Raw genomic sequence first — 20,366 nt, 5'->3', positions numbered from 1 at the left:
CACCACCCCGCCCCGCCGTCACCCGCCCCTGCCACACTCCGTCCGTGGACCACCTCATCACCCTCGACCCCGGCGGCCGCATGGTCCCCACCGACCGCCCGGCCCTGGAGCAGCACCTCACCGCCCTCCTCGCCACCGCGCCGACCGGCGCCCGCGAGCTGCGACAGGCAGGCGTCGCCCTCCTCGCCCTCGGCCGACTCCCGGACGCCACCGCCCTGTTGGAGCGGGCCCTCGCCGCGGCCGAAGGCCCGACCCGGGTCGCGGTCCGGATCAACCTCGGCGACGCCCACCGCTACGCCGGCGCCCTCGACGCGGCCGAGCCGCACTACCGCGAGGCCCTCCGCCTGGCCCGCGCCGACCACCCCGGCCTGGTGCACTTCTGCCTCCAGCACCTCGGCAAGCACCGCACCGACCAGGGCCGCCTCGCCGAGGCCCGGACCCTGCTCACCGAAGCCCTGACCCTGCGCCAACTCCTCGGCGACGCCTCCCTGGTGGCCTCCACCGAGGCCGCCCTGCGCGCGGCCGCCGGGCCGGGCTGAGATTCGCCGGCCGGACCGCCGGATTTCACCCGGAGAGCGCTCCCTGGCCCTAAGCTCCTCCGTCAGTGTCCACGACAAGAGGAGCACCGCATGGCCCACCGCACAGCCCGCCGCACCGGCACCCTGCTCGGCGCCGGCGTCCTCCTGCTCGGGCTCTCCACCGCCACCGCCCGGGCCGACTCCCTCCCCAACCTCCCGCAGCGGGCCGGGGGTTACGAGGCCTCCTTCTCCCCCGCGTACGACTACGACACCGACGGCTGCTACGCCGTCGCGGCCATCGCGCCCGACGGCACCCTCAACCCCGGCCTCAAGACCAGCGGCGCGGTGAACGGCAGCTGCCACGACCAGTCCGACCTGGACCGCTCGCAGACCTACGCCCGCTCGAAGTGCAACAACGGCTGGTGCGCGATCGTCTACGCCAGCTACTTCGAGAAGGACCAGACGGTGAGCGGCTGTTGCGGCCACCGCCACGACTGGGAGCACGTCATCTCCTGGGTGAACCAGGCCTCCAACCAGGTCGAGTACCTGACGGTCACCCAGCACAGCGGCCAGTCCACCTACCCGCGCTCCGCGGTCCGCTTCGACGGCACCCACCCCAAGGTGGTCTACCACAAGGACGGCCTCCCGGCCCTGACCCACCTCTTCCGCCTCGCCAACGCCAACGACGAGCCCCCGGAGAACCACTACCACTCCTGGCGCCAGCCCCCGATCGTGGACTGGAACGGCTGGCCCAGCACCGAACTCCGCGACCGCCTCAACAACGCCGACTTCGGCGCCGCCACCATCAAGACCACCGACAAGGACGACCGCTTCCGCAACCTGCTGAACGCCTCCAAGCCCGCCGGCATCCCCTTCGACCCCTGGTCCTGAGTCCGGCCCCGGCGGGGACCCCGGCATTCGACTCCCGATGATGACGAGGGTGCGTCAGTCTCGCGGGTGCGCACGCTCCGCGGGACTGACGAGGGCCGGTCAGTCCGCCCGCAGGATCCGGGAGATGTAGATCGTCGGCGGTTCGGTGTTCTCGTTCACCGCGTACTCCACCAGGCCCAGGTCGTGCCGCAGCGGCGCCGAGTGCATACCCGGCCGGCCCGGCACCGGCATGCTCAGGTGCGGGAAGGGGTTCTCCCGCAGGTCCACCAGGAAGGCGACCATCGCGGAGAACACCTCCGCCGGGGTCTTCGGGTCACCCAACACCTCCTCCGCCGCCGGGGAGAGGGTGATCGGGTCGTCCTCGTCGTGTTCGGGCCCGTCGAACCCGAAATCGCTCACCGCTCTCCCAGCCGACGAAGGACTGCGGAGGCGGACGTTCCCGGAGCGGTGCCGGCCTGGACGGCGGCATGGATGCGGTCGCCCTCCGGGTCGCGGTAGAGCTCTGCACGCAGCCACCATCGGCGCAGGACCCCGCCGATCTCCTCGTCGGTGGCCTCGCCCATCTCGCGGTAGAACTCCATCCGCTGTGCCGGGGGGAGGGCAGCGGCGACGGCGTCCTGGGTGCGGGGGATCGGCTGCTTCCCGTCCTGGTGGCCGTGCAGGGGTGCGGCGCTCACCGTGCCTCCGGTACTCGTGGGTGCGGGCATGTCCAGTCTCCCCCATCGGAGACCTGGTCCGCGACGATCCAGCGGCAAGCGACGAAGCCGGGCCCTGTGGTTAAGATCCACTGACGGGGCGTCAGCAAGGGCACCCCGCTCCGAGACGGGGGTTGTCATGCGCGTGAAGGGTTTCGACCACCTGGTGCTGAACGTCGGGGACGTGGAGCGTTCGCTGGCGTTCTACACGGAGACGCTCGGCCTGGAGGGCGTGCGGGTGGAGGAGTGGCGGGCCGGGAAGGTGTCGTTCCCGTCCGTCCGGGTCTCCGAGGGCACGATCATCGACCTGTTCGCCCGCCCGCGGGAGGCATCCAACGTGGACCACTTCTGTCTGGTGGTCGACCCGCTGGACTGGCAGGAGGTGATCGACTCCGGCGCCCTCGACGTGATCGACGGCCCGGACGGCCGTTTCGGTGCCCGGGGCGACGCCCAGTCGGTCTACCTGAAGGACCCGGACGGCAACACCGTCGAGCTGCGCTGGTACCCGCAGGACGTCTGACCTCCGGGGCCTGACCCGGACGCGGCGCTGCCGTGGCGGCCCGGCGCGGGCGGTGGTCTGCTGAATCCCGGCAGACCACCACCCGGCCCGAGAGGATCCCGCCGTGCCCTCCGCTCCCCTGATCGTGATCACCGGCGCCAGCTCCGGCATCGGCGCGGCCACCGCCCGCCGGATGTCCGCCCTGGGCCACCCGCTGCTCCTGCTGGCCCGCCGGCTGGACCGGCTGGAGTCGCTCGGCCTGCCGGACGCCCTCTGCCGCAAGGTGGACGTCACGGACCGTCAGGCCGTGGCGGCGGCCGTCCGCGAGGCCGAGGAGGCGTACGGCCCGGCCGACGCGATCGTCAACAACGCCGGGGCGATGCTGCTCGGCCGGATCGCCGACCAGGACCCGGACGAGTGGGAGCGGATGATCGACCTCAACGTGAAGGGCGTGCTGTACGGCATCCACGCCGTGCTGCCGGGCATGGTGGCCCGGGGCCGCGGCACGATCGTCAACATCAGCTCGGTCGCCGGCCGCAAGACCTTCCCGAACCACACCGCGTACGTGGGCACCAAGTTCGCGGTGCACGCCATGTCGGAGAACCTGCGCGAGGAGCTGGCCCCCAGCGGGGTCCGGGTGGTGGTGATCGCCCCCGGCGCGGTCGAGACGGAGCTGCTCTCGCACACCACCGACGACCGGATCAAGCAGGACTACCAGGCCTGGAAGGAGTCGGCCGGCGGGGCGCTCGACCCGGAGGCGGTGGCCCAGGCGGTCGCGTACGCGTACGGGCAGCCGCCGCAGGTGACGGTACGGGAGATCGTGCTCGCCGCCACCGGCCAGCAGGGCTGAACCCGCTCAGCACCCGGTCCGGGGATCGCTCGGATCCGGCTGCTGACGCTCCACCAGGTCCTGGCAGACCGTCAGCAGCCGGTCGACGTCCGCCGCCGCCGTGGCCGCCCCGACCGAGGCCCGCACCGCCCCCTGCGCCCGGACCGGGAGCAGCCGCAGGTAGTCGTCCACGTCCGCCAGGTCCGCCGGGCCCGCGCCCGCCAGTACGGCGCCGACCAGCTCGGGCGTCAGCTCGTTGTACTGCTCGGCCACCCCGGGGTTGCAGAAGCACCCCGTGCGGATGCTCACCCCGGCGGCCGAGGCGGCCCGCTGGCAGAGCCGCTCGTCCATCTCGCTGCCGTCCGGCCGGAGCAGGTTGAAGGTGACCGTGGGACCTCGGGCCTCGGTGTCGGCAGGCCCGAGCAGGTGGACGGCCGGGGCGCCGTCGGGGTGCCGCAGCCCGGTCAGGCCGTCGAGCAGCCGCACGGTCAGCCGGCCGGTGTGCTCGCGCAGCGCCGGGTAGCCGAGGGCGGTGTGCCAGCGGGCGGCGGCGGTGACGTCGGGGAGGGAGAGGAAGGCCAGCGTGCCGTCCTCCAGGCCCTCGGGCGCCGGGGCGGGCAGGTGCCAGTCGGTGTGCGAGGAGGAGGCGAGCACGGTGCCCCCGGCGAACCACGGCCGCCGCAGCACCTCCAGCGACTCCCGACGGGCGATCAGACAGCCGACGCCGCTCGGATAGCCGGTGATCTTGTACCAGGAGAGCGCCACGTAGTCGGCGGGCACCGCAGTCAGGTCGAGCGGGCCGGTCGGGAGGTAGGCCGCCGCGTCCAGCAGCACCTGCCAGCCCCGGGCCCGGGCCAGCTCCACCCACTCCAGCGGGTGCCGCACCCCGGTCGCGTTGGACTGCGCGGGGAAGGCGAACAGCCCGGGCCCGCCGTTCAGCTCCGCCTCCGCGAGGCCGTCGAGCAGGTCGGCGGTGCCGGTCCGCAGCTGCGGACCGGGCGCGACCACGGTGACCGGCGCTCCGGCCGGGCGGGCGTAACGGCGGATCCCCAGCACCGAGTTGTGGTCGTCACCGAGCATCAGCAGCCCGCGCTCCGGCCCGAACGGGTACGCCTCCGCCACCAGGCGCAGCGCCCCGGTCGCGTTCGGCGTGAAGACCACCACGTACTCCTCGGCCGGGGCCCCGCAGAACTCCAGCACCGCCCGCCGCGCCTCCTCGGCCAGCCGGGTGGAGAGCCCGGAGGAGGGGCTGGCCGAGTGCGGGTTCCCGTACACCGCCGAGGCCAGCCGCTCGGCGTGGCCGCGCACGAGGGAGAGCGGCGGCAGCGCGGCGCCCGTGTAGTCGAGGTACGCCTGCCCGGAGGCGTCCAGGTAGGGGAAGTCCGCCGCCCGCAGCGCCGCGAAGTCCCGCTCGCCCCCGGCCCCCTTCGCTCCCCCGCTCGCACCCCCGTTGGAGCCGGCCATGGCCACTACTCCCTGCCGCGTCCCCGCCCCGGAGTGCCACCAACGGCCGGACCTCCGGGTCACCTGACTGGTGTGCTGCCATCCTCCGGCCAATGCCGGACTGCTGCCACTCCAGCTGCTCGGATTCCCCAACCCCCTTTGTCGAAAGAGGACTTCGGGTCAGCCGTAGCTGCCCTTCCCCAGCCGCCGGCGCGTCGTCGCGGCGCGTCCTCCTGCCCGGGCAGCGCCTCGGTGATCACGACCCGCTCCGCCCGGCCCAGCACCTCCCGCAGCCGTGCGGTGCCGGGAGGCTACCGGTCCGCGACCTGCGGGCCCATCAGGATTTCGGCGAACGCGCGGACCCGGGCCGTGGTGATGCCCTCGCGCTGCTCGACCGCCAGCGGGTGGTCGGTGGGTTCGAGCTCGATCAGCGGACGGGTGCCGACGGCCTGGGTGTGGACGTGGGTCTTGAGCAGCAGCGTGGACTCGTCGTACGGCAGCTCGGTGCAGAGCCAGCCGAAGTACGGCGGCTCCTCGGTCCGGGCCGGGTCCTCCCAGCGGTCGCGCATCCGGTCGAAGCTGTCCCGGCTGAGGGAGACCCAGACGCCCCAGTCGAAGTCCTCCTCGGCGTCGGTCACCGGCAGCCGGACCACGCCGCGCACGTAGAAGTGCTCGCCCTTGATCACGCACTGCTCCCCCGACAGGAAGCTGTCCCGCCGGAAGCGGTAGGAGCGCTTCCAGCCGGGCGGGTCGGTGGGGGCATACGCCATCGGCGGGCCGTCGTGGTGCTCGCCGCAGCAGGCGCAGTCGTGTGCGTGGGACATGGGCGGTGAGCTTACGCACCACCCGCCGGCAGCACCGACTGGGGGTCGTGGAGGTACGGGGCCCAGGCCAGTTCGGCGGCGCCGACCAGCCCGGCGTGGGTGACCTCGGCCGGGACGATGGGGACCCGGCCGCTGCGTCCCCAGAGGCAGCGTTCGGCGACCACCGAGGCGAGGCGCTCGGGGGCGGCGGCGAGCAGGTCGAGGTGGAGGCCGCTGAGCACGATGCGGTCGGGGTTGAGGATGTTGACCAGCCCGGCCAGGCCGAGGCCGAGGCGGTCGACCACGTGGTGGACGGCGGGCAGGGCCGAGGGGTCCGCGGCGAGCTCGCGGGCCTGGGCGAGCAGGGGCCGGGCCGGGTCGGGGGTGCGTCCGGCCGCGGCGAAGAGCGCCTCGGGGTCGGTCTCGGAGTTGAGGCAGCCCTGGTTGCCGCAGAGGCAGCGGCGGCCCTGCGGATCGACCGTCAGGTGGCCGACCTCCAGGGCCAGTCCGGCACTGCCGGTGTGCAGCCGTCCGTCGATCACCAGTGCCCCGCCGACGCCCCGGTGGCCGGAGGTGACCAGCAGGACGTGGCGGGCGCCCCGGCCCGCGCCGTGCCGGTGCTCGGCCAGGGCGGCCAGGTTGGCGTCGTTGGCGACGGCGCTCGGGAAGGGGCTGAGCGCGCGCGGTCCGTGGTCGGCCTTGCGGACCTCCTCGGCGTACAGGTCGGCCACGGGGGTGCCGCTGGGCCAGGAGAAGTGCAGCGCCGCGAGCGCCGTGCCGTCCGGCTCGGTGACGGGGTTGGGCAGCGCGAGAGCGGCCCCGAGGCAGCGGCGGGAGGAGGCCCGGGCCAGCGCGGCCCCGGCCTCGGCGACGGCGCGCAGCAGCCGGACCGGGTCGGTGGCGGCGGGCAGCGGCAGGTGGACGGGCGGCTCCAACTGCCCGCCCAACCCGGCCAGCGCCACGCTGATGCCGTCCGCGTGCAGCTGAGCCGCCGTCACCACCGGGCCGGAGGGGTCGATGGAGAGCCGGTGCGAGGGGCGGCCGCGGCCGCCGCCGGCGGGGCTGGAGTCGACGGTGATCAGCCCGAGCGCCTCCAGCTCGGCGCTGACCGCGCCGGCGGTGGCCCGGGTCACCTCCAGCGCGCCGGTGAGCACCGACCGGGTCGGCGCCTGGCCGGTGTGCACCAGCGCGAGCGCGGGGCCGAGCAGCGTACGACCCCGGTCGGGCGCGGCCCGGCGCCCCTGCGTGCCGGAGCCCTCGGCGGCGGCGAGGCGCGGGAGGGCGGCGGCCAGGGCTCCGGCGGTCTGACGCACCGTCGGGTGGTCCGGCTGACGCTCCACCGGGCGGTCGGTCTGACGCTCCCTCGGGCGCTCCCTCGGGCGCTCCGTCGAGTGCTCCGTCGGGCGGGGGCCCGTGCTGCCGGGCGGGTTCGGGCTTGAAGGCGTGTGCGGCACTCGTCTATTGTGCTTTTGTGCCGCTACTGAACAAAACACGCGCCCGTTCCGCAGCCCACCTTCACCCGGCCGGCCCCGTCCGCTCCCGCTCCTGGCCCGCCGCCCGCACCGCCCTCACCGCGTTCTTCGCCGTGGACGGCTTCCTGTTCGCCTCCTGGGTGGTCCGCATCCCGGACGTCCGGGCCCAGGTCAACGCTTCGCACAGCGCCCTCGGGCTGGCCCTGCTCTGCATCTCCGCCGGCGCGGTGGCCACCATGGCCCTGGTCGGGCGGCTCTGCGTGCGCTACGGCAGCCGCCCCGTGACGGTCGGCTCGCTGGCCCTGCTCAGCCTGGCCGTGGTGCTCCCCGCCCACACCTCCTCGGTCGGCGTGCTCGGCGGCGTCCTGCTGCTCTTCGGGGCCGGCTACGGTGCGGCCAACGTCGCGATGAACAGCGCCGCCGTCGACCTGGTCGAGGAACTCCGACGGCCCGTCATGCCGAGCTTCCACGCGGGCTACAGCCTCGGCGGCCTGCTCGGCGCGGCGGCCGGCGGCCTGCTCTCCGGCTCGCTCTCCACCGCCTGGGCGCTGGCCCTCGGCGGAGCACTCGGCCTGCTCGTCACCGCCGTCGCCGGAGCGGTGCTGCTGCGCGCCCCGCAGCCGGCCCCCCGCAAGCCCGACGCTCCCTCCACCGCCTCCGCCGCTCCCCGGCCCGCCCGGCACGGCCGCCTCCTGGTCGTCCTGCTCGGCCTGACCGCGCTCTTCACCGCCTACGGCGAGGGCGCGCTCGCGGACTGGGCCACCCTGCACCTCACCGACGACGTCAAGGTGGGCGCCGGAGCGGCGGCCACCGGCTACGCCGCCTTCGCCTTCGCGATGACGGCCGGACGGCTCGGCGGCACCTGGCTGGCCGTCAGGCTCGGGCAGACCCGGGTGGTCCTGGGCGGCGGCCTGACCGCCTGCGCCGGGATGCTGCTCGCGGCCTTCGCCCCGACCCTGACCGCGGCCCTGGCCGGCTTCGTCCTGGTCGGCCTCGGCCTGGCCAACGTCTTCCCCCTCGCCATCGCCCAGGCCGGAGCCATCGGCGGCCCCCGGGGCGTGGCCACCGCCTCGACCCTCGGCTACGCGGGCATGCTCGTCGGCCCCCCGGTGATCGGCTTCCTCGCCGACGCCACCAGCCTCCCGCTGGCCCTCACCACCGTCGCGGCGGCCGCCGCCCTGGCCGGAGCCCTCGCCCTGGCCACCCGCCCCCGCCGCGCGGCCTGACGGCCCGTCGCCCCGAAGGGCAGCGCCCTCGGGGCCGAAGGCCCCAGGGGCGCGAGGAACTGCGCGCAGGGGAACAGCAGCACCTGCAACTGGCTGACGGTGCATGAGGTGCAGGCGAGCCGCCTCCGAACCGCGCCGTTCCTCGCGCCCCCGGGGTAACCACGTACGCACCCACCGGGGCTGCCGCGTACGCTCCGCGCTCCCGTAGCGATCGCTACGAAGCGTCAGGCCGCCCGATCCGGAAGGCCTCCAGCTCGACGCCGTACCAGCGCGAGGTGCGCCCCTGGGCGCTCATGCCGAGGCGGCGGCAGACGGCCATGGACGGCTCGTTGCCCGGGTACACGACCGCGTGGATCTCCGTCAGGCCCTCCGCGAAGCCCTTGGCCAGGGCGCCCCGGGCGGCCTCGGTGGCGAAGCCGTTCCCCCAGCTGTCGGGGTGGAGGTGCCAGCCGACCTCCACCTCGCCGTCGCCGCCCGGCAGCGGCACCAGCAGCACGGAGCCCGCCACCACCCCCGTGTCCCGCCGTTCGAGCGCCCAGACCCCGTGGCGGGGATCCGCCGAGCGGATCCGGCAGCGCTCCAGGAAGGCCTCCGCGTCCGCCCGTCCCTCCCAGGCCCGGGGCGTGGCGCCCAGCCAGCGCGCCACCTCCCAGCGCGAGTAGGTGTCGAGGGCCCGCTCCAGGTCCCCCTCCTCCCACTGCCGCACGACCAACCGCTCCGTCTCGAAGACCGCCGCCACCGCTACCGCCTCTCACCGCAGGGATCCGAACGGCGTCATGCTGCCCGAACCAGCCCCCGCTCCGCCCGCGCATTTCCGTCACCCGTGGCCGAGCCCAGGAAGTCCTCCACCAGGGCGACGAACTCGTCCTCCCGCTCGAAGAAGAGCACGTGCCCGGCGTCCACCTCGGCGTACCGCGCCGAGGGGAGCGCGGCCGCCAGCTCCCGGCTGTGCTCCACCGGGACGGTGGCGTCCTGGGTGCCGCCGATCACCAGCGTCCGCGCGGTGACGCGGGGCAGCAGCGCACGGATGTCGACGGCCAGGTCGAGGTCGACGTGCCGCAGGGTGCCGGGGGTGGGCGGCAGGTTGGGGACCAGCTGCTCGACCTGCTCGCGGCCGATGGCGTTGAGGAAGCCGCGGCTGAAGCCGGTCATGGTGACGTGGCGGCCGAAGGCGTCCGAGTCGGGGAGCAGGCGGCCGACGGTCCGCCAGACGGTGAACAGGTTGCGCAGGTGCTCGTCGCCGTCGGTGTGGGCCCAACCGGCCACCAGGACCAGGCGGTTGACCAGGTCGGGCCGCAGGGCGGCGACGGCCGCCGAGACCGGGGCACCCATCGAGAAGCCCAGCAGGTCCACCGGGCCGCGTCCGGCGTGCTCGATCACGGCGATCACCTGGGCGGCCAGACCCTCGACGGTGAGCGGACCGCCCGCGTCGGTGGTGCGCTCGGTGCCGGAGAGGTCGGGGGTCAGGACGGTGCGGGAGGCGGCGAAGCGCGGGGCGGTCCGGCCCCAGGTGACGGCGGCTCCGGCGGAGCCGGTGCCGTGCACCAGGAGCAGCGGGACGCCGGGGGCGTCGCCGGTGACGTCGTACTGGACCTGGGCATCGGCGACGGGGACGACGGGCATGGTGACGGCTCCTCATGTGCGGCCCCACTGGGGCTCTCTCCTGCTGACGGGAGAGACTCTGCCGGGCCGCCGGGAGCGGGAGGAGAGCAGCGCTTACCCTGGGATCGGCGGTCCCAGGCTCCGTGCGGGGGCGGCCGGCACCGGCACCAGCGGCAGTGAGGCGAGAAGATGACGACGGTTCAGGTCCAGGTGCTCCCGGCCGGGCAGCGCGCCGCCACCCCCTGGCTGAACGGCGGCGGCATCACCCGCGAGGTGGCCGGCCACCCGTCCGGGGCGGGACTGGCGGACTTCCACTGGCGGGTCAGCCTCGCGGACGTGGCGCAGGGCGGCCCGTTCTCCCGCTTCGAGCAGGTGGACCGGGTGATCACGGTGGTCGAGGGCGCCGGGATGGCGCTCACCGTGGACGGCACCGAGCACCGGATCGCCGAGCCGTACCGGCCGTTCGCCTTCCCCGGCGACGCCACGACCGACTGCGTGCTGCTCGGCGGCCCGGTGGTGGACTTCAACGTGATGACCCGTCGGGGCAAGGCCTCCGCCGAGGTGGAGATCGCCGACTTCCAGCGGGACGTGACCGTCCCGCCGGGCGCCGCCGTCCTGCTGGTCTGCCTCGCGGGCACCGCCGAACTCGGCTCTGCCGACGTCTCCCTGGGGCGGTACGACGCCGCGCTGCTGACCGGCGAGGGCGAGGACCGGCTGCGGGTGGACGGCGTGGTCGCGGTGGTCACCCTGCGGGGGTGAGAGGCCCGGGCCGGAGGGCCGGCACCGTGTCCAGCCAGTCGAAGGTGACCTGCTGGAAGCGGGCCATCGCCCCCATGTGGCAGTGCTCGCCCGCGCCGTCCTCCTCCCGCAGCGTCACCAGCTCGTGCGGGCAGGTGAGGGCGTCCGCGACCCGCTGCGGCTGGCCGCGGAAGAAGTGGTCGTCCTCGGCGTCCAGGACCAGGGTCGGGCAGTCGATGAGCCCGGCGACGCCGTCCAGGGTGTAGGCGGCGGTGCGTCGGACGTAGTCGCAGGGCGAGGACGCGCCGAAGGTCCACATCCCGTTCCGCATCGCCCAGTTGACCTGGGTGCTGGTCCGCATCACCAGGTCCAGCACGGGCCCGGCGACGTCGTCCCGGCCGGCCGTCACCCACTCCGCGAGGAACGGCGGCATCCCGGTCAGGTGCGGCTCGTGGTAGCTGTACAGGCCGTCGTCGAGCACCAGCGCGGCGAGCCGGTGCTCGAACGCGGCGGCCCGGGCCGCCAGGTGTCCGCCGAGGCTGTAGCCGAACAGCACCAGCCGGTCGGGGTCGATCTCGGGGTGGGTCAGCGCGTGGTCGATCACGGGCGTGACCACCGCCTCCCAGTCGGGTCGGAAGACCAGGCCCTGGAGGCGCAGCGCGGCGCCCTGGCCGGGGCCGTCGTAGGCGAGCACGTGGTAGCCGCGGCGCAGGGCGGCGGCGGCGATGACGAAGTAGGACTCCTCCAGGGTGGAGTCGAAGCCGCTGGTGAAGACGATGGTGGGCCGCGGGGTGCCCGAGTCGTCCACCAGGAACAGGTACCCCGGCAGGCCGGTGCCCTCGTACGGGACGGTGACCGCCCGGACCGGACGGTCCATCAGCTCGGCCGCGGCGGCGAAGGTCTCCCGGGAGAGGGCCGAGAGCCGCTGGACCTCGGGGTCGTGGGCCGGGTCCTCGCGGCGGAAGAACTCGGCGGTGCGGTAGTAGTTCGAAGCGCGCAGCAGCGCCTCCCGCGCGCTGACCCGGGCCCCGGCGGCCAGGGCGCGGTCGCCGGTGCCGTGCACGCGCTCGGCGGTCGCCGTCCACTCCCGCAGCCAGGCGTCCTCGTCGCCCTCGGCGATCCGGCCGGCGGTGGCCACCACCTCGCCCACGTCGGCGCCCGCGTCGCCGGCGAAGCCGGCCGCCCGGAGGGTCTCGAAGGAGAACGACTCGTTCTCGAACAGGAACTTCATGGTGCGCACACCTCCGTCGGCGCCGAGACGGAACGGTTCCGTCTCGGCTACGACTCCGACGGTACGCCGCCGCCAGCCGAGACGCAACCGTTCCGTATCGCGTAGGATCGCGGCCATGGCAGGCACCCCCACCACTCCGCGCCCGGCCGGCGGCCCCGTGCTCCAGGACTCCGTGACGGCCGCGATCACCGAGGCCTTCTTCGTCGAGCTGGCCGCGACCGGCTACGCCAGGCTCTCCCTGGAGGCGGTGGCCAAGCGGGCCGGCGCGGGCAAGGCGGCCATCTACCGGCGCTGGTCCTCCAAGCAGGACATGACCCTCGCCCTCCTCTCGGAGCTGGTCACGGCCACCCCCGAGCCGGTCGACACCGGCACCCTCCGGGGCGACCTGGCGGCCTTCCTGGCCGAAATGGCCGAGGGACTGGGCCATCCGCTCGTGCTGCGGATCCTCCCCGACCTGATCGCCGAGGGCGGCCGCAACCACGAACTGGGCGAGGCCCTGCTCAGCACCGTGCGGGACCCGCGCCGGGCCCGCGCCACCCGGATGCTGGACCGCGCCGTCGACCGGGGCGAACTGCCGGCCGGGCTCGACCTGACGGCCGCCCTCGACCTGCTCGCCGGGCCGCTCTACTGGCACCTCGCGGTCGTCCGGGCCCCCGCGACGCCCGAGTACCTGGACCGGCTGACCGCGATGCTGCACGCCGCCCTGCGGGCCTGACCGATCGCACGCTGGTCTGGACCACTGACGGCCCCCGGCGGCAGACTCCACGGATGACCGTCGAGTTCCCCGTCCACCGGTTACAGGTGCCCGAGCCCCAGGTGCTGCCGTTCGCCATCGGCTCCTTCGACACCATCGGAGCGCTGTCCAGGGCCGACTTCCCGCACCGGCACACCTTCTACGAGATCGTCCACGTCACCGGCGGCCGCGGCACCCACGTGGTGGACCTGGCGCACTGGCCGCTGGAGCCGCCGCAGCTCTACGTGGTGACCCCCGGCCAGCTGCACCACTGGGAGGCGGCGGACGGCCTGACCGGCCAAGTCCTGCTGTTCGACGAGGACTTCCTGCTCTCCCATCCGGAGGACGTCACCGCGCTGCGCGCCCTGGCCACCCGCCCCTGGCGCGACCTCGGCCCGGCCGCCGGCGAAGTGGCCGCGCTGTTCCGCGAATTGGACCGCGAGTACCGCACCCTGGCGGAGGGGTACGCGGGGATGCTCCGCTCCTACCTGCACATCCTGGTCGTCCGCGCGCTGCGCGCCGCCTCCGCCGCCACCCCGGACGGCGGTGCCGCCGCGCCCGGCCGGGCCGCCGAACTGGCCTCCGCCTTCGGCCGGTTGATCGCCGAGCCGGGGCGCTCGGTGGCGGACTGCGCCCGCGAGCTGGGCGTCTCCCCCGGCCACCTGCACGAGCTGGTGAAGCAGGCCACCGGCCGCACGCCCGGCCGGCTGATCCGCCAGCGGCAGACCATGCGGGCCAAGCTGCTGCTCGCCCGCACCTCCCTGACGGTCCGTCAGGTCGCCAGGGAGAGCGGCTTCGAGGACCCGGCGTACTTCTGCCGCTTCTTCCGGAGGGAGACCGGAATGAGCCCCGGCGAGTTCCGCGGCCGGGCCGCCGAACCGGGCGGCTGGGCCGCCGAGCGGGGCGGTGAGCGGGGCGTCGGAGAAATTCACCACGATCCCCGGCTGCCGTCCATCGCGAGCCTCCCCGACGGCCCGTAGGTTCACTGCTGCCCGCCCGTCGGCTGTCATGACCGCGCCCCCACAGTGGTCATGCCCCCACACCGGAGGTTCCACCGCCATGTCCGCACAGCACGACCCCGAGCTGCCCGGCACCGAGGCCGAGCCCGGCCAACGCCGGTTCAGCCGCAAGACCATGCTCAAGGGCCTCGCCGTGGCCGGCGCCGCCCCGCTGCTGATCGGCACCGGCCGCGCCCTGGCCCGCGACCAGCGGGGCACCGGCGCAGACCTGGAGCCCACGCCGTTCTGCGACGACCACGACGACCCGACGATCCCGCAGACCGAGGGCCCGTACTTCAAGCCCAACTCCCCGCTGCGCAGCTCGCTGATCACCGACAGCACCCCGGGCACCCGGCTGACCGTCAGCGGCTACGTCTTCGGCTCGGCCTGCCTGCCGATCGCCGGCGCCCTGCTGGACTTCTGGCAGGCCGACGTGAACGGCGCCTACGACAACACCGGCTTCACCTTCCGCGGCCACCAGTTCACCAACGCCCAGGGCGCGTTCAGCCTCACCACGATCGTGCCCGGCCTCTACCCGGGGCGCACCCGCCACATCCACGTCAAGGTGCAGGCCCCGAACCGGCCGATCCTCACCACCCAGCTGTACTTCCCGAACGAGCCCCGCAACAGCACCGACACCATCTTCGACGCCCGGCTGCTGATGAACGTCCGTCAGATCGGCTCGGCGAAGGAGGGCACGTACGACTTCGTGCTGAACGTGCCGCAGACCCCGTCCCCCTCGCCGTCGCCGTCCTCGCCCGGAACGCCGAGCCCGTCCCCCAGCCCGACCGGTGGCACCACCACCTGGAAGGCCGGCGCGAGCTACAAGGCGGGCGACCAGGTCACCTACAACGGCGTCACCTACCGCTGCCTGCAGGCCCACACCGCCTACCCCGGCTGGGAGCCGCCGAACGTCCCGGCGCTCTGGCAGCGCCTCTGACCGAGGCCCCTCCGGCTCCACCTCCCCCAGTACCCGGGGCCGAACAGGGGGGACCCCGGGCGGACCGGCGGCGAATTCATTTGCCGCCGGTCCGTTTCGCACGCGATGATCCCGTTATGTCACGTACCTTCGAGGACCTCGTCGCCGAGGCCGAGTCCGTCTCCGTCGACGGCTGGGACTTCTCCTGGCTGGACGGCCGTGCCACCGAGCAGCGCCCCTCCTGGGGGTACCAGCGCACGCTCCGGGCCCGGCTGGCCCGGCCCGAAGTGCGGGCCGCGCTGGACCTGCAGACCGGAGGCGGCGAGGTGCTCGCCGGCGCCGCCCCGTTCCCCTCCCTGATGGTGGCCACCGAGTCCTGGCCGCCGAACGTCGCCAAGGCCACCGCCCTGCTGCACCCGCTGGGCGTCGCGGTGGTGGCCGACCAGGACGAGCCGCCGCTGCCCTTCGCGGACGCCGCCTTCGACCTGGTGACCAGCCGTCACCCGGTGCGCCCCTGGTGGGAGGAGATCCACCGGGTGCTCCGCCCGGGCGGCAGCTACCTCGCCCAGCACGTCGGCCCGGCCAGCGTCTTCGAGCTGGTGGAGTACTTCCTCGGGCCGCTCCCGGACGAGGTGCGCCGGGCCCGCCACCCCGAGGACGAGGCCGAGCAGGCCCGGGCGGCCGGGCTGGAGGTGGTCGACCTGCGGCCGGAGCGGCTGCGCACCGAGTTCCTGGACGTCGGCGCGGTGGTCTACTTCCTGCGCAAGGTGGTCTGGATGGTGCCGGGCTTCACCGTGGAGAAGTACCGCGACCGGCTGCGCGAGCTGCACGAGCGGATCGAGGCGGAGGGCCCGTTCGTCGCCCACTCCGCCCGCTTCCTGATCGAGGCCCGCCGACCGGCCTGACGCCGGGTCAGGAGGCCCGGCCCTCCCCCGGCAGCCGCAGGTCCCAGCCGATCAGCGCCCGCAGCTGCTCGGCGGTGACCCCCTCCGGGATCGCCGTCGGCGGCTCGTGCCGCAGCGGCGGCTGCCAGCCGTCCAGCTCGGACCAGCTGCGCACCACCTTGGCCGGCGCCCCGGCCACCACCGCGTGGTCGGGCACCTCCCCGTTGACCACCGATCCGGCCGCCACCACCACGTTGCGCCCCAGCCGGGCGCCCGGCAGGATCACCGCCCCGGTGCCGATCCACGACCCGGAGCCGATCTCCACCGGCGCGTTGCGCGGCCACTGCTTGCCGATCGGCAGGTCGGTGTCGTGGTACGAGTGCGCGGTGTCGGTGATGTAGACGTACGGGCCGGTCCAGACGTCGTCCCCGAGGGTGATCGACTCGTGGCCGACGACGTGGCTGCCCCGGCCGATCACGCAGCCCCCGCCGATCCGCACGATCGGCTCCGGCCCGAGGTCCAGCCCGGGCAGGAAGCCCGCCGAGATGGTGACCCGCTCGCCGATGATCGAGAACGGGCCGATGGTGATCCACTGCTCGTTGAAGACCGCCCCGAGCGGGAAGGCCAGCTTGGTCCCGTCCCCCAACTCCCGGAAGCGGTAGGGCCCGGGGTTCCGGTTGGAGACCGCACCGAGCTTCTGCACCAGCCCCCAGCCGCGGTGCACCAGCCACCCGGCGGCACGGCGGCCTCGGTCGCGGACGGCGGTGAGCAGCGAGCTGGAGTTCGACATGCGCCCCACGCTATCGGTCCGCTCCGCCGCCGGGCAGGGCGGAGGGAGCAAGGTCACACCAGGTGGGAGCGGTCGGCCGCGGAGCGTGCGGACCGTCAGGGCCGGGGCGCCTTGGTGCCGTGCACGGCGGTGTACTCGGCGGCCAGCCAGGGGCCGAGCTCCTCGGTGACCAGCCGTCGGACCTCCCCGCCGGGGGCCGGCTCCAGCGCGGCCAGCGCCACGGCGCGCAGCTGGTCGGCACGCCCGGGGTAGTACGACCCGGCGATCTCGGCGGAGCGCAGCAGGTCGCTGGTCCAGCCTCCCCAGCGCGGCATGACCAGGGTGAAGGCGCTCCTGACGGTCACTCGGCAGATGCCGCGCACCGTCCCCTCCCCGGACCGCCAGCGGGCCAGGTGGAGCGGGTAGTCGCCGTTGGTCTCCCGGGCGAGCAGCGAGCTCGGCCGGTAGCGGGGCAGGGCGGCGGCCAGGTCGGGGCCGAGCAGCGGGGTGCACAGACAGGCCAGGAACCAGCCGAGGTCGTACCGCTCCAGGTCGCTGAGCAGGGTGGCGGTGTCGAACAGCAGCACCCCGACGCCGTCCACCTCCGGATGCGCGGCGTCCAGCCGCGCGGCCATCCGGTCCGCGTCGGCGCGGTCGGCCTCGGTGGGCGGGCGGTGCAGGGCGAGCAGCAGGTCGAGGTCGGAGCGGCCGGGCCGGGCGGTGCCGCGCGGGACGGAGCCGTAGAGGTAGCCGCTGTGCAGCCGGTCCGGACCGTACGTCTCCACGATCGCGGCTCGGGCCGCGTCGACCAGCCCGGCGAACTCCGGCCGCACCCGGTCGAGCGAGCCCTCCCTGACGAAGTGTCCGTCGGCGTCCAGGCCCTTGTCGTTCTCCATCCGCGCCACGCTACCGGCCGTACGCCCACCGGGTGCGGGGCCGGGCGGTGGGCGGATGGTTCGTGGGCCCGTGCTTCCGGTTCGCCCTGGGGTGGGGTTTGGCTCAACTCCCATGCGGCGGAAGGCCGATGTGCTTGGTGGTGCGAGTCCGAACCGATCGGCTCGCCGCTCGGAAGGGGATCAGAGATGCTGCGGAACAAGCGAGCGTTCGGGGCGGGTCTGCTGGCGGTGGCGCTGACCGTCGGGATGGGCATGGCCGCCCAGGCCGGGGCCGAGGAGCGGGCGGGCGCGGAGCAGCGGGCCGAGCCGGCCGCCGCCGTCCGGGCCGTGGACGGCATCCAGCTGGTGACGCTGCCGAACGCCAACGTGCCCAACTTCCAGCGCCGTACGGTCCTCTGCCCGGCCGGCAAGCGGGCCCTCGGCGGCGGGGCCGAGGCGCGCGGCAACGACGCCACCCTGGTCGGCAGCTTCCCGACCGACGACGGGCGGGGCTGGATCGGCCTGGGCCGCCAGGGGAACACCAACTCGGTCGGCATCAGCGTCTTCGTGATCTGCGCGAACGCCTGACCACCGGCCCCGACCCGACGCCGGGCGGCGCGGCTGAGGGCCGCTCCGCCCGGCGTCGGCGTCCCGCACGGGAGACGCGCGCGGGACGGACGAGGTGGTCGGGGGGATCCTGAGCGGGCGTCAGCCGAGGAGTTCGTCCGCCAGCGGGCTCCGGCTGTAGAGGACGAGGCGGCCGCTGCGGGTGCGGGTGACCAGGCGGGTGGCGTGCAGGACCGAGAGGTGCTGGCTGACCGCGCCGGGGGTGACGCCGAGGCGGGCGGCGAGTTCGGTGGTGGAGGCCGGTTCGGCGAGCAGGGCGAGCAGGCGGGCCTTGGGGGCGCCGAGGAGGAGTTCGAGGGCGGCCGGGGCCGGCGGTGCCTGCGGGGTGGGGGACATCGCGCCCTGGCCCCGGGCGGGGTAGACGATCGACGGCGGGTAGTCGTGGCTGATCGAGGTGATGGCGCCCCGGGCGAAGCAGGTCGGGGTGAAGACCAGCCCCCGCGCGGCCACCGTGATGTCGGTGTCCGCGTCGCCCCAGTCCCGATGGATCGTCAGGACGCCGTCCGCCCACTCCAGCCGCTGGTCCAGGTCCGCGAAGAGCGCCGCCGCGCCGCGTTCGGCGAAGATCCGGGAGCGGTGCACCAGGTCCGCCTGGAGCACCGGCCGGGCCCGGGGCCACCAGAGCGGGGCGAGGCAGTCCTCCCAGTACTGCGCCAGCGCGTCGGCGATCCGGGCGAGGAGTTCCGCCGGGTCGCGCGCGAGGCCCTCGGCCAGCAGCGGCGGCAGCGGCTGCTCGTGCGGCAGGTGGGCGGCGCGCAGCTCCACCGCCAGCCGCTCGGGCGGCAGGGCGCGGACCACCGCCAGCTCGGCGTGGAAGTCGGGCTGCGGGGTGGACGGACGGGGCGTCAGGAAGTCCGGCACGTACCGGTTGCGGCCCACCAGGGAGAGCAGCAGCGGCGCGCCCGGCAGCCGTTCGAAGGCGGGGCGGAGCACCTGGGCCCAGGGTGCCTGCACGGGGTAACGGCCGGGGTGGGTCCACATCCGCAGGCCGAGCGCGGTCTCCTGGAGCGGGGAGAGGGCGAAGGAGGCGTTGGCCAACGCCTCGGTGCTGAGCCGGAACCGGTGCATTTCCCCCACCAACGGGCCGACGAATCAGCCATACCCTAAATCAGTTACGCGCCCGGCCCGCAGGCGGTGGGATCGGTGCATGACCTCCACCACCCTCGGGCCCCGGCCCTCCCCTGCCCGCGAGCGCCTCCGGGACCGCCTGCTCCACCCGGACCGGACGATCCGCCGGCTCTCCGGCATCACCCTGGTCAACTGCCTCGGCAACGGGCTGTCCATGGCCCTCGGGGTCCTCTACTTCACCCGGGTGCTCGGCTTCGGCCCCGCCCGGGTCGGCCTCGCGCTCACCCTGGCGGGGATCTGCGGGGTGCTGGCCGGCATCCCGGCGGGGCGGGCCGCCGACCGGTGGGGCGTCAGGCCGGTGCTGATCGGGCTGGTCGCCGTGGAGGCGGTCGCCATGGTGGGCTACGCGGTGGTCCGCGACTACGCGCTCTTCCTGCCGCTGGCCTGCGTGGTGGCCACCGCCGACCGCGGCTCGGCCGCCGTCCGCAGCGCGCTCTACGCCGAGGTGCTGCCGCCCGAGCGGCGGGTGGTCGGGCGGGCGTACCTGCGGGTGGTCACCAACGTGGGCATCGGCCTCGGCACGGCCGCCGCCGCGCTGGTGCTGCACGTGGACACCCCGGGCGCCTACGTGACCGCGATCCTGGCCGACGCGGCGAGCTTCGCGGTCGTGGCGGTGCTCTACGCGCTGGCCGTCCCGCCGGTGGAGCGCGGTGCCGGGGCCGGCCCGGCGGAGGCGGGGCCGGGCGGGCGCAACCCGGCGCTGCGGGACCGGACCTTCCTGGCCGTCACCCTGCTCAACGCGGTGCTCTGCCTTCAGTTCCCCCTGCTGGAGGTGGGCGTGCCGCTCTGGATCGTCGACCACACCGAGGCGCCCCGGGTGCTGGTGGCCGGCTCACTGATCGTCAACACCCTGATGGTGGTGCTGCTCCAGGTGCGGGCCGCCCGGGGCACCGGGACCGTCGCGGGGGCGGGCCGGGTCTTCCGGTACGGGGGTCTGCTGGTCGGGCTCTGCTGGGTGGTGCTCGGCCTGGCCCACGGGCTGCCCGGCTGGGCCGCCGCGCTGCTGGTGGTCGGCGCGGTGCTGCTCCAGGGGCTGGGGGAGGTCACCACCCAGGCGGCGGCGTGGGCGCTCAGCTACGAGCTCGCGCAGGAGGGGCGGCACGGCGTCTACCAGGGCGTCTTCAACTCCGGGCAGGCGGCGGCGCTGATGCTCGGTCCGGTGCTGGTCACCACGCTGGTGCTGCCGCTCGGGCTGGCCGGATGGATGATGACCGGGGCGGTCTTCGCGGTGGCGGCGCTGGCCATGCCGGTGGTGGTGCGGCGGGCGACGGCGGGTGTGACGGGAGCCACGGTGACGTGATCGCCGTGGTGCTCTGGCCGGGGGCGGGGTGGGCGTGTCAGAGTCCTGTCACCGGCCGGGTGGGCCCGGGCCCACCCCCCCCCCCCCGCCCGCGGGGGAAAAAAACAAACTGACCAACAACCAAACGAAGAAAAGAGGGAACGCGCCAAATAACCGCACGGTGCGCTAGGGCGCGGGACACCCCCC

Annotated in this window: 23 protein-coding genes; 12 read left to right on the top strand and 11 right to left on the bottom strand. The window is 74.7% G+C overall.

What is annotated here, in order from left to right:
- The first annotated feature begins 44 nt into the window (after positions 1-44).
- Both ACWEPF_RS31415 and ACWEPF_RS31410 read left to right on the top strand, forming a co-directional pair.
- Positions 45-539 carry a tetratricopeptide repeat protein gene (locus tag ACWEPF_RS31415; protein WP_452175223.1) on the top strand — a complete coding sequence of 165 codons (495 nt, stop codon included), beginning with the start codon at positions 45-47 and terminating at the stop codon, positions 537-539.
- A 90-nt stretch (positions 540-629) separates the two neighbouring features.
- Entirely contained in the window at positions 630-1,409 is a 780-nt protein-coding gene (locus ACWEPF_RS31410; protein ID WP_452175222.1) for an NPP1 family protein, read from the top strand.
- Between the two features lie 99 nt (positions 1,410-1,508).
- On the opposite strand, the gene ACWEPF_RS31405 is transcribed toward ACWEPF_RS31410, so the two are convergent.
- Complete coding sequence (locus ACWEPF_RS31405) at positions 1,509-1,808, bottom strand: hypothetical protein (protein ID WP_449798200.1); 300 nt, start codon at positions 1,806-1,808, stop codon at positions 1,509-1,511.
- Positions 1,805-2,086, bottom strand: coding sequence for a hypothetical protein (locus tag ACWEPF_RS31400; protein ID WP_449798201.1), 282 nt, complete (start codon positions 2,084-2,086; stop codon positions 1,805-1,807). Before ACWEPF_RS31400 ends, ACWEPF_RS31405 begins: the two co-directional genes overlap by 4 nt.
- A gap of 157 nt (positions 2,087-2,243) precedes the next feature.
- Between ACWEPF_RS31400 and ACWEPF_RS31395 the strand changes: the two genes are divergently transcribed.
- Both ACWEPF_RS31395 and ACWEPF_RS31390 read left to right on the top strand, forming a co-directional pair.
- Complete coding sequence (locus tag ACWEPF_RS31395; RefSeq protein WP_452175221.1) at positions 2,244-2,624, top strand: VOC family protein; 381 nt, start codon at positions 2,244-2,246, stop codon at positions 2,622-2,624.
- Between the two features lie 103 nt (positions 2,625-2,727).
- On the top strand, positions 2,728-3,453 hold the full coding sequence (locus ACWEPF_RS31390; RefSeq protein ID WP_452175220.1) for an SDR family oxidoreductase: 726 nt from the start codon (positions 2,728-2,730) through the stop codon (positions 3,451-3,453).
- A gap of 6 nt (positions 3,454-3,459) precedes the next feature.
- Here the strand turns inward: ACWEPF_RS31390 and ACWEPF_RS31385 are convergent, their stop codons facing one another.
- The 3 genes from ACWEPF_RS31385 to ACWEPF_RS31375 form a co-directional block, all read right to left on the bottom strand.
- Positions 3,460-4,896 (bottom strand): aminotransferase class V-fold PLP-dependent enzyme, encoded by a 1,437-nt coding sequence (locus ACWEPF_RS31385; RefSeq protein ID WP_452175219.1) that lies wholly within the window; start codon positions 4,894-4,896, stop codon positions 3,460-3,462.
- A gap of 290 nt (positions 4,897-5,186) precedes the next feature.
- A complete protein-coding gene (locus ACWEPF_RS31380) occupies positions 5,187-5,699 on the bottom strand; it encodes a DUF2199 domain-containing protein (RefSeq protein ID WP_452175218.1) in 513 nt (170 codons plus the stop codon).
- An 11-nt stretch (positions 5,700-5,710) separates the two neighbouring features.
- Entirely contained in the window at positions 5,711-6,970 is a 1,260-nt protein-coding gene (locus ACWEPF_RS31375) for an ROK family protein (protein ID WP_452175241.1), read from the bottom strand.
- Positions 6,971-7,149: 179 nt separating this feature from the next.
- Here ACWEPF_RS31375 and ACWEPF_RS31370 point away from each other — a divergent pair, with 179 nt between their 5' ends.
- Positions 7,150-8,376, top strand: coding sequence for an MFS transporter (locus tag ACWEPF_RS31370; protein ID WP_452175217.1), 1,227 nt, complete (start codon positions 7,150-7,152; stop codon positions 8,374-8,376).
- A 214-nt stretch (positions 8,377-8,590) separates the two neighbouring features.
- On the opposite strand, the gene ACWEPF_RS31365 is transcribed toward ACWEPF_RS31370, so the two are convergent.
- Together ACWEPF_RS31365 and ACWEPF_RS31360 are read right to left on the bottom strand one after the other, a co-directional pair.
- Entirely contained in the window at positions 8,591-9,115 is a 525-nt protein-coding gene (locus ACWEPF_RS31365; RefSeq protein WP_452175216.1) for a GNAT family N-acetyltransferase, read from the bottom strand.
- A 35-nt stretch (positions 9,116-9,150) separates the two neighbouring features.
- Positions 9,151-9,999, bottom strand: coding sequence for an alpha/beta fold hydrolase (locus ACWEPF_RS31360; protein WP_452175215.1), 849 nt, complete (start codon positions 9,997-9,999; stop codon positions 9,151-9,153).
- A 168-nt stretch (positions 10,000-10,167) separates the two neighbouring features.
- Here ACWEPF_RS31360 and ACWEPF_RS31355 point away from each other — a divergent pair, with 168 nt between their 5' ends.
- Entirely contained in the window at positions 10,168-10,737 is a 570-nt protein-coding gene (locus ACWEPF_RS31355; protein WP_452175214.1) for a HutD/Ves family protein, read from the top strand.
- Here the strand turns inward: ACWEPF_RS31355 and ACWEPF_RS31350 are convergent.
- Positions 10,721-11,947 carry an alpha/beta hydrolase family protein gene (locus tag ACWEPF_RS31350; RefSeq protein WP_452175213.1) on the bottom strand — a complete coding sequence of 409 codons (1,227 nt, stop codon included), beginning with the start codon at positions 11,945-11,947 and terminating at the stop codon, positions 10,721-10,723. The two genes, ACWEPF_RS31355 and ACWEPF_RS31350, sit on opposite strands and share 17 nt — an antisense overlap.
- A gap of 115 nt (positions 11,948-12,062) precedes the next feature.
- Between ACWEPF_RS31350 and ACWEPF_RS31345 the strand changes: the two genes are divergently transcribed.
- From ACWEPF_RS31345 to ACWEPF_RS31330, 4 genes are all read left to right on the top strand, one after another.
- Complete coding sequence (locus tag ACWEPF_RS31345; RefSeq protein ID WP_452175212.1) at positions 12,063-12,662, top strand: TetR-like C-terminal domain-containing protein; 600 nt, start codon at positions 12,063-12,065, stop codon at positions 12,660-12,662.
- 53 nt (positions 12,663-12,715) lie between these two features.
- A complete protein-coding gene (locus ACWEPF_RS31340) occupies positions 12,716-13,660 on the top strand; it encodes an AraC family transcriptional regulator (protein ID WP_452175211.1) in 945 nt (314 codons plus the stop codon).
- A 79-nt stretch (positions 13,661-13,739) separates the two neighbouring features.
- Positions 13,740-14,618, top strand: a complete 879-nt coding sequence (locus ACWEPF_RS31335) for a carbohydrate-binding protein (RefSeq protein WP_345289490.1) — start codon at positions 13,740-13,742, stop codon at positions 14,616-14,618.
- Positions 14,619-14,734: 116 nt separating this feature from the next.
- The gene (locus tag ACWEPF_RS31330) at positions 14,735-15,502 is read left to right on the top strand and encodes a class I SAM-dependent methyltransferase (protein ID WP_452175210.1); all 768 of its coding nucleotides are present in this window, start codon (positions 14,735-14,737) and stop codon (positions 15,500-15,502) included.
- Between the two features lie 7 nt (positions 15,503-15,509).
- Here the strand turns inward: ACWEPF_RS31330 and ACWEPF_RS31325 are convergent, their stop codons facing one another.
- A complete protein-coding gene (locus tag ACWEPF_RS31325; RefSeq protein ID WP_452175209.1) occupies positions 15,510-16,271 on the bottom strand; it encodes an acyltransferase in 762 nt (253 codons plus the stop codon).
- A 95-nt stretch (positions 16,272-16,366) separates the two neighbouring features.
- Complete coding sequence (locus ACWEPF_RS31320) at positions 16,367-17,146, bottom strand: nucleotidyltransferase domain-containing protein (protein WP_452175208.1); 780 nt, start codon at positions 17,144-17,146, stop codon at positions 16,367-16,369.
- Positions 17,147-17,332: 186 nt separating this feature from the next.
- On the opposite strand from ACWEPF_RS31320, the gene ACWEPF_RS31315 reads away from it, so the two are divergent.
- The gene (locus ACWEPF_RS31315; protein ID WP_452175207.1) at positions 17,333-17,713 is read left to right on the top strand and encodes a hypothetical protein; all 381 of its coding nucleotides are present in this window, start codon (positions 17,333-17,335) and stop codon (positions 17,711-17,713) included.
- Positions 17,714-17,833: 120 nt separating this feature from the next.
- Here ACWEPF_RS31315 and ACWEPF_RS31310 read toward each other — a convergent pair whose 3' ends face one another.
- Entirely contained in the window at positions 17,834-18,820 is a 987-nt protein-coding gene (locus ACWEPF_RS31310; protein ID WP_452175206.1) for an ArsR family transcriptional regulator, read from the bottom strand.
- Positions 18,821-18,899: 79 nt separating this feature from the next.
- Between ACWEPF_RS31310 and ACWEPF_RS31305 the strand changes: the two genes are divergently transcribed.
- Positions 18,900-20,180: an MFS transporter gene (locus ACWEPF_RS31305; RefSeq protein WP_452175205.1), complete on the top strand. Its 1,281-nt coding sequence runs from the start codon at positions 18,900-18,902 to the stop codon at positions 20,178-20,180.
- Positions 20,181-20,366 lie beyond the last annotated feature (186 nt).

The organism is Kitasatospora sp. NPDC004289, assembly GCF_053602875.1.
The sequence above is the reverse complement of the archived record's forward strand: the minus strand, read 5'-3'. Positions and strand labels throughout refer to the sequence as shown.

Excerpts from the sequence above, each read along its gene's own strand:
- ACWEPF_RS31410 (WP_452175222.1), top strand. The coding sequence starts at position 630 with ATGGCCCACCGCACAGCCCGCCGCACCGGCACCCTGCTCGGCGCCGGC.
- ACWEPF_RS31395 (WP_452175221.1), top strand. The coding sequence starts at position 2,244 with ATGCGCGTGAAGGGTTTCGACCACCTGGTGCTGAACGTCGGGGACGTG.
- ACWEPF_RS31385 (WP_452175219.1), bottom strand. The coding sequence starts at position 4,896 with ATGGCCGGCTCCAACGGGGGTGCGAGCGGGGGAGCGAAGGGGGCCGGG.
- ACWEPF_RS31380 (WP_452175218.1), bottom strand. The coding sequence starts at position 5,699 with ATGTCCCACGCACACGACTGCGCCTGCTGCGGCGAGCACCACGACGGC.
- ACWEPF_RS31360 (WP_452175215.1), bottom strand. The coding sequence starts at position 9,999 with ATGCCCGTCGTCCCCGTCGCCGATGCCCAGGTCCAGTACGACGTCACC.
- ACWEPF_RS31355 (WP_452175214.1), top strand. The coding sequence starts at position 10,168 with ATGACGACGGTTCAGGTCCAGGTGCTCCCGGCCGGGCAGCGCGCCGCC.
- ACWEPF_RS31350 (WP_452175213.1), bottom strand. The coding sequence starts at position 11,947 with ATGAAGTTCCTGTTCGAGAACGAGTCGTTCTCCTTCGAGACCCTCCGG.
- ACWEPF_RS31345 (WP_452175212.1), top strand. The coding sequence starts at position 12,063 with ATGGCAGGCACCCCCACCACTCCGCGCCCGGCCGGCGGCCCCGTGCTC.
- ACWEPF_RS31340 (WP_452175211.1), top strand. The coding sequence starts at position 12,716 with ATGACCGTCGAGTTCCCCGTCCACCGGTTACAGGTGCCCGAGCCCCAG.
- ACWEPF_RS31335 (WP_345289490.1), top strand. The coding sequence starts at position 13,740 with ATGTCCGCACAGCACGACCCCGAGCTGCCCGGCACCGAGGCCGAGCCC.
- ACWEPF_RS31330 (WP_452175210.1), top strand. The coding sequence starts at position 14,735 with ATGTCACGTACCTTCGAGGACCTCGTCGCCGAGGCCGAGTCCGTCTCC.
- ACWEPF_RS31325 (WP_452175209.1), bottom strand. The coding sequence starts at position 16,271 with ATGTCGAACTCCAGCTCGCTGCTCACCGCCGTCCGCGACCGAGGCCGC.
- ACWEPF_RS31320 (WP_452175208.1), bottom strand. The coding sequence starts at position 17,146 with ATGGAGAACGACAAGGGCCTGGACGCCGACGGACACTTCGTCAGGGAG.
- ACWEPF_RS31315 (WP_452175207.1), top strand. The coding sequence starts at position 17,333 with ATGCTGCGGAACAAGCGAGCGTTCGGGGCGGGTCTGCTGGCGGTGGCG.
- ACWEPF_RS31310 (WP_452175206.1), bottom strand. The coding sequence starts at position 18,820 with ATGCACCGGTTCCGGCTCAGCACCGAGGCGTTGGCCAACGCCTCCTTC.
- ACWEPF_RS31305 (WP_452175205.1), top strand. The coding sequence starts at position 18,900 with ATGACCTCCACCACCCTCGGGCCCCGGCCCTCCCCTGCCCGCGAGCGC.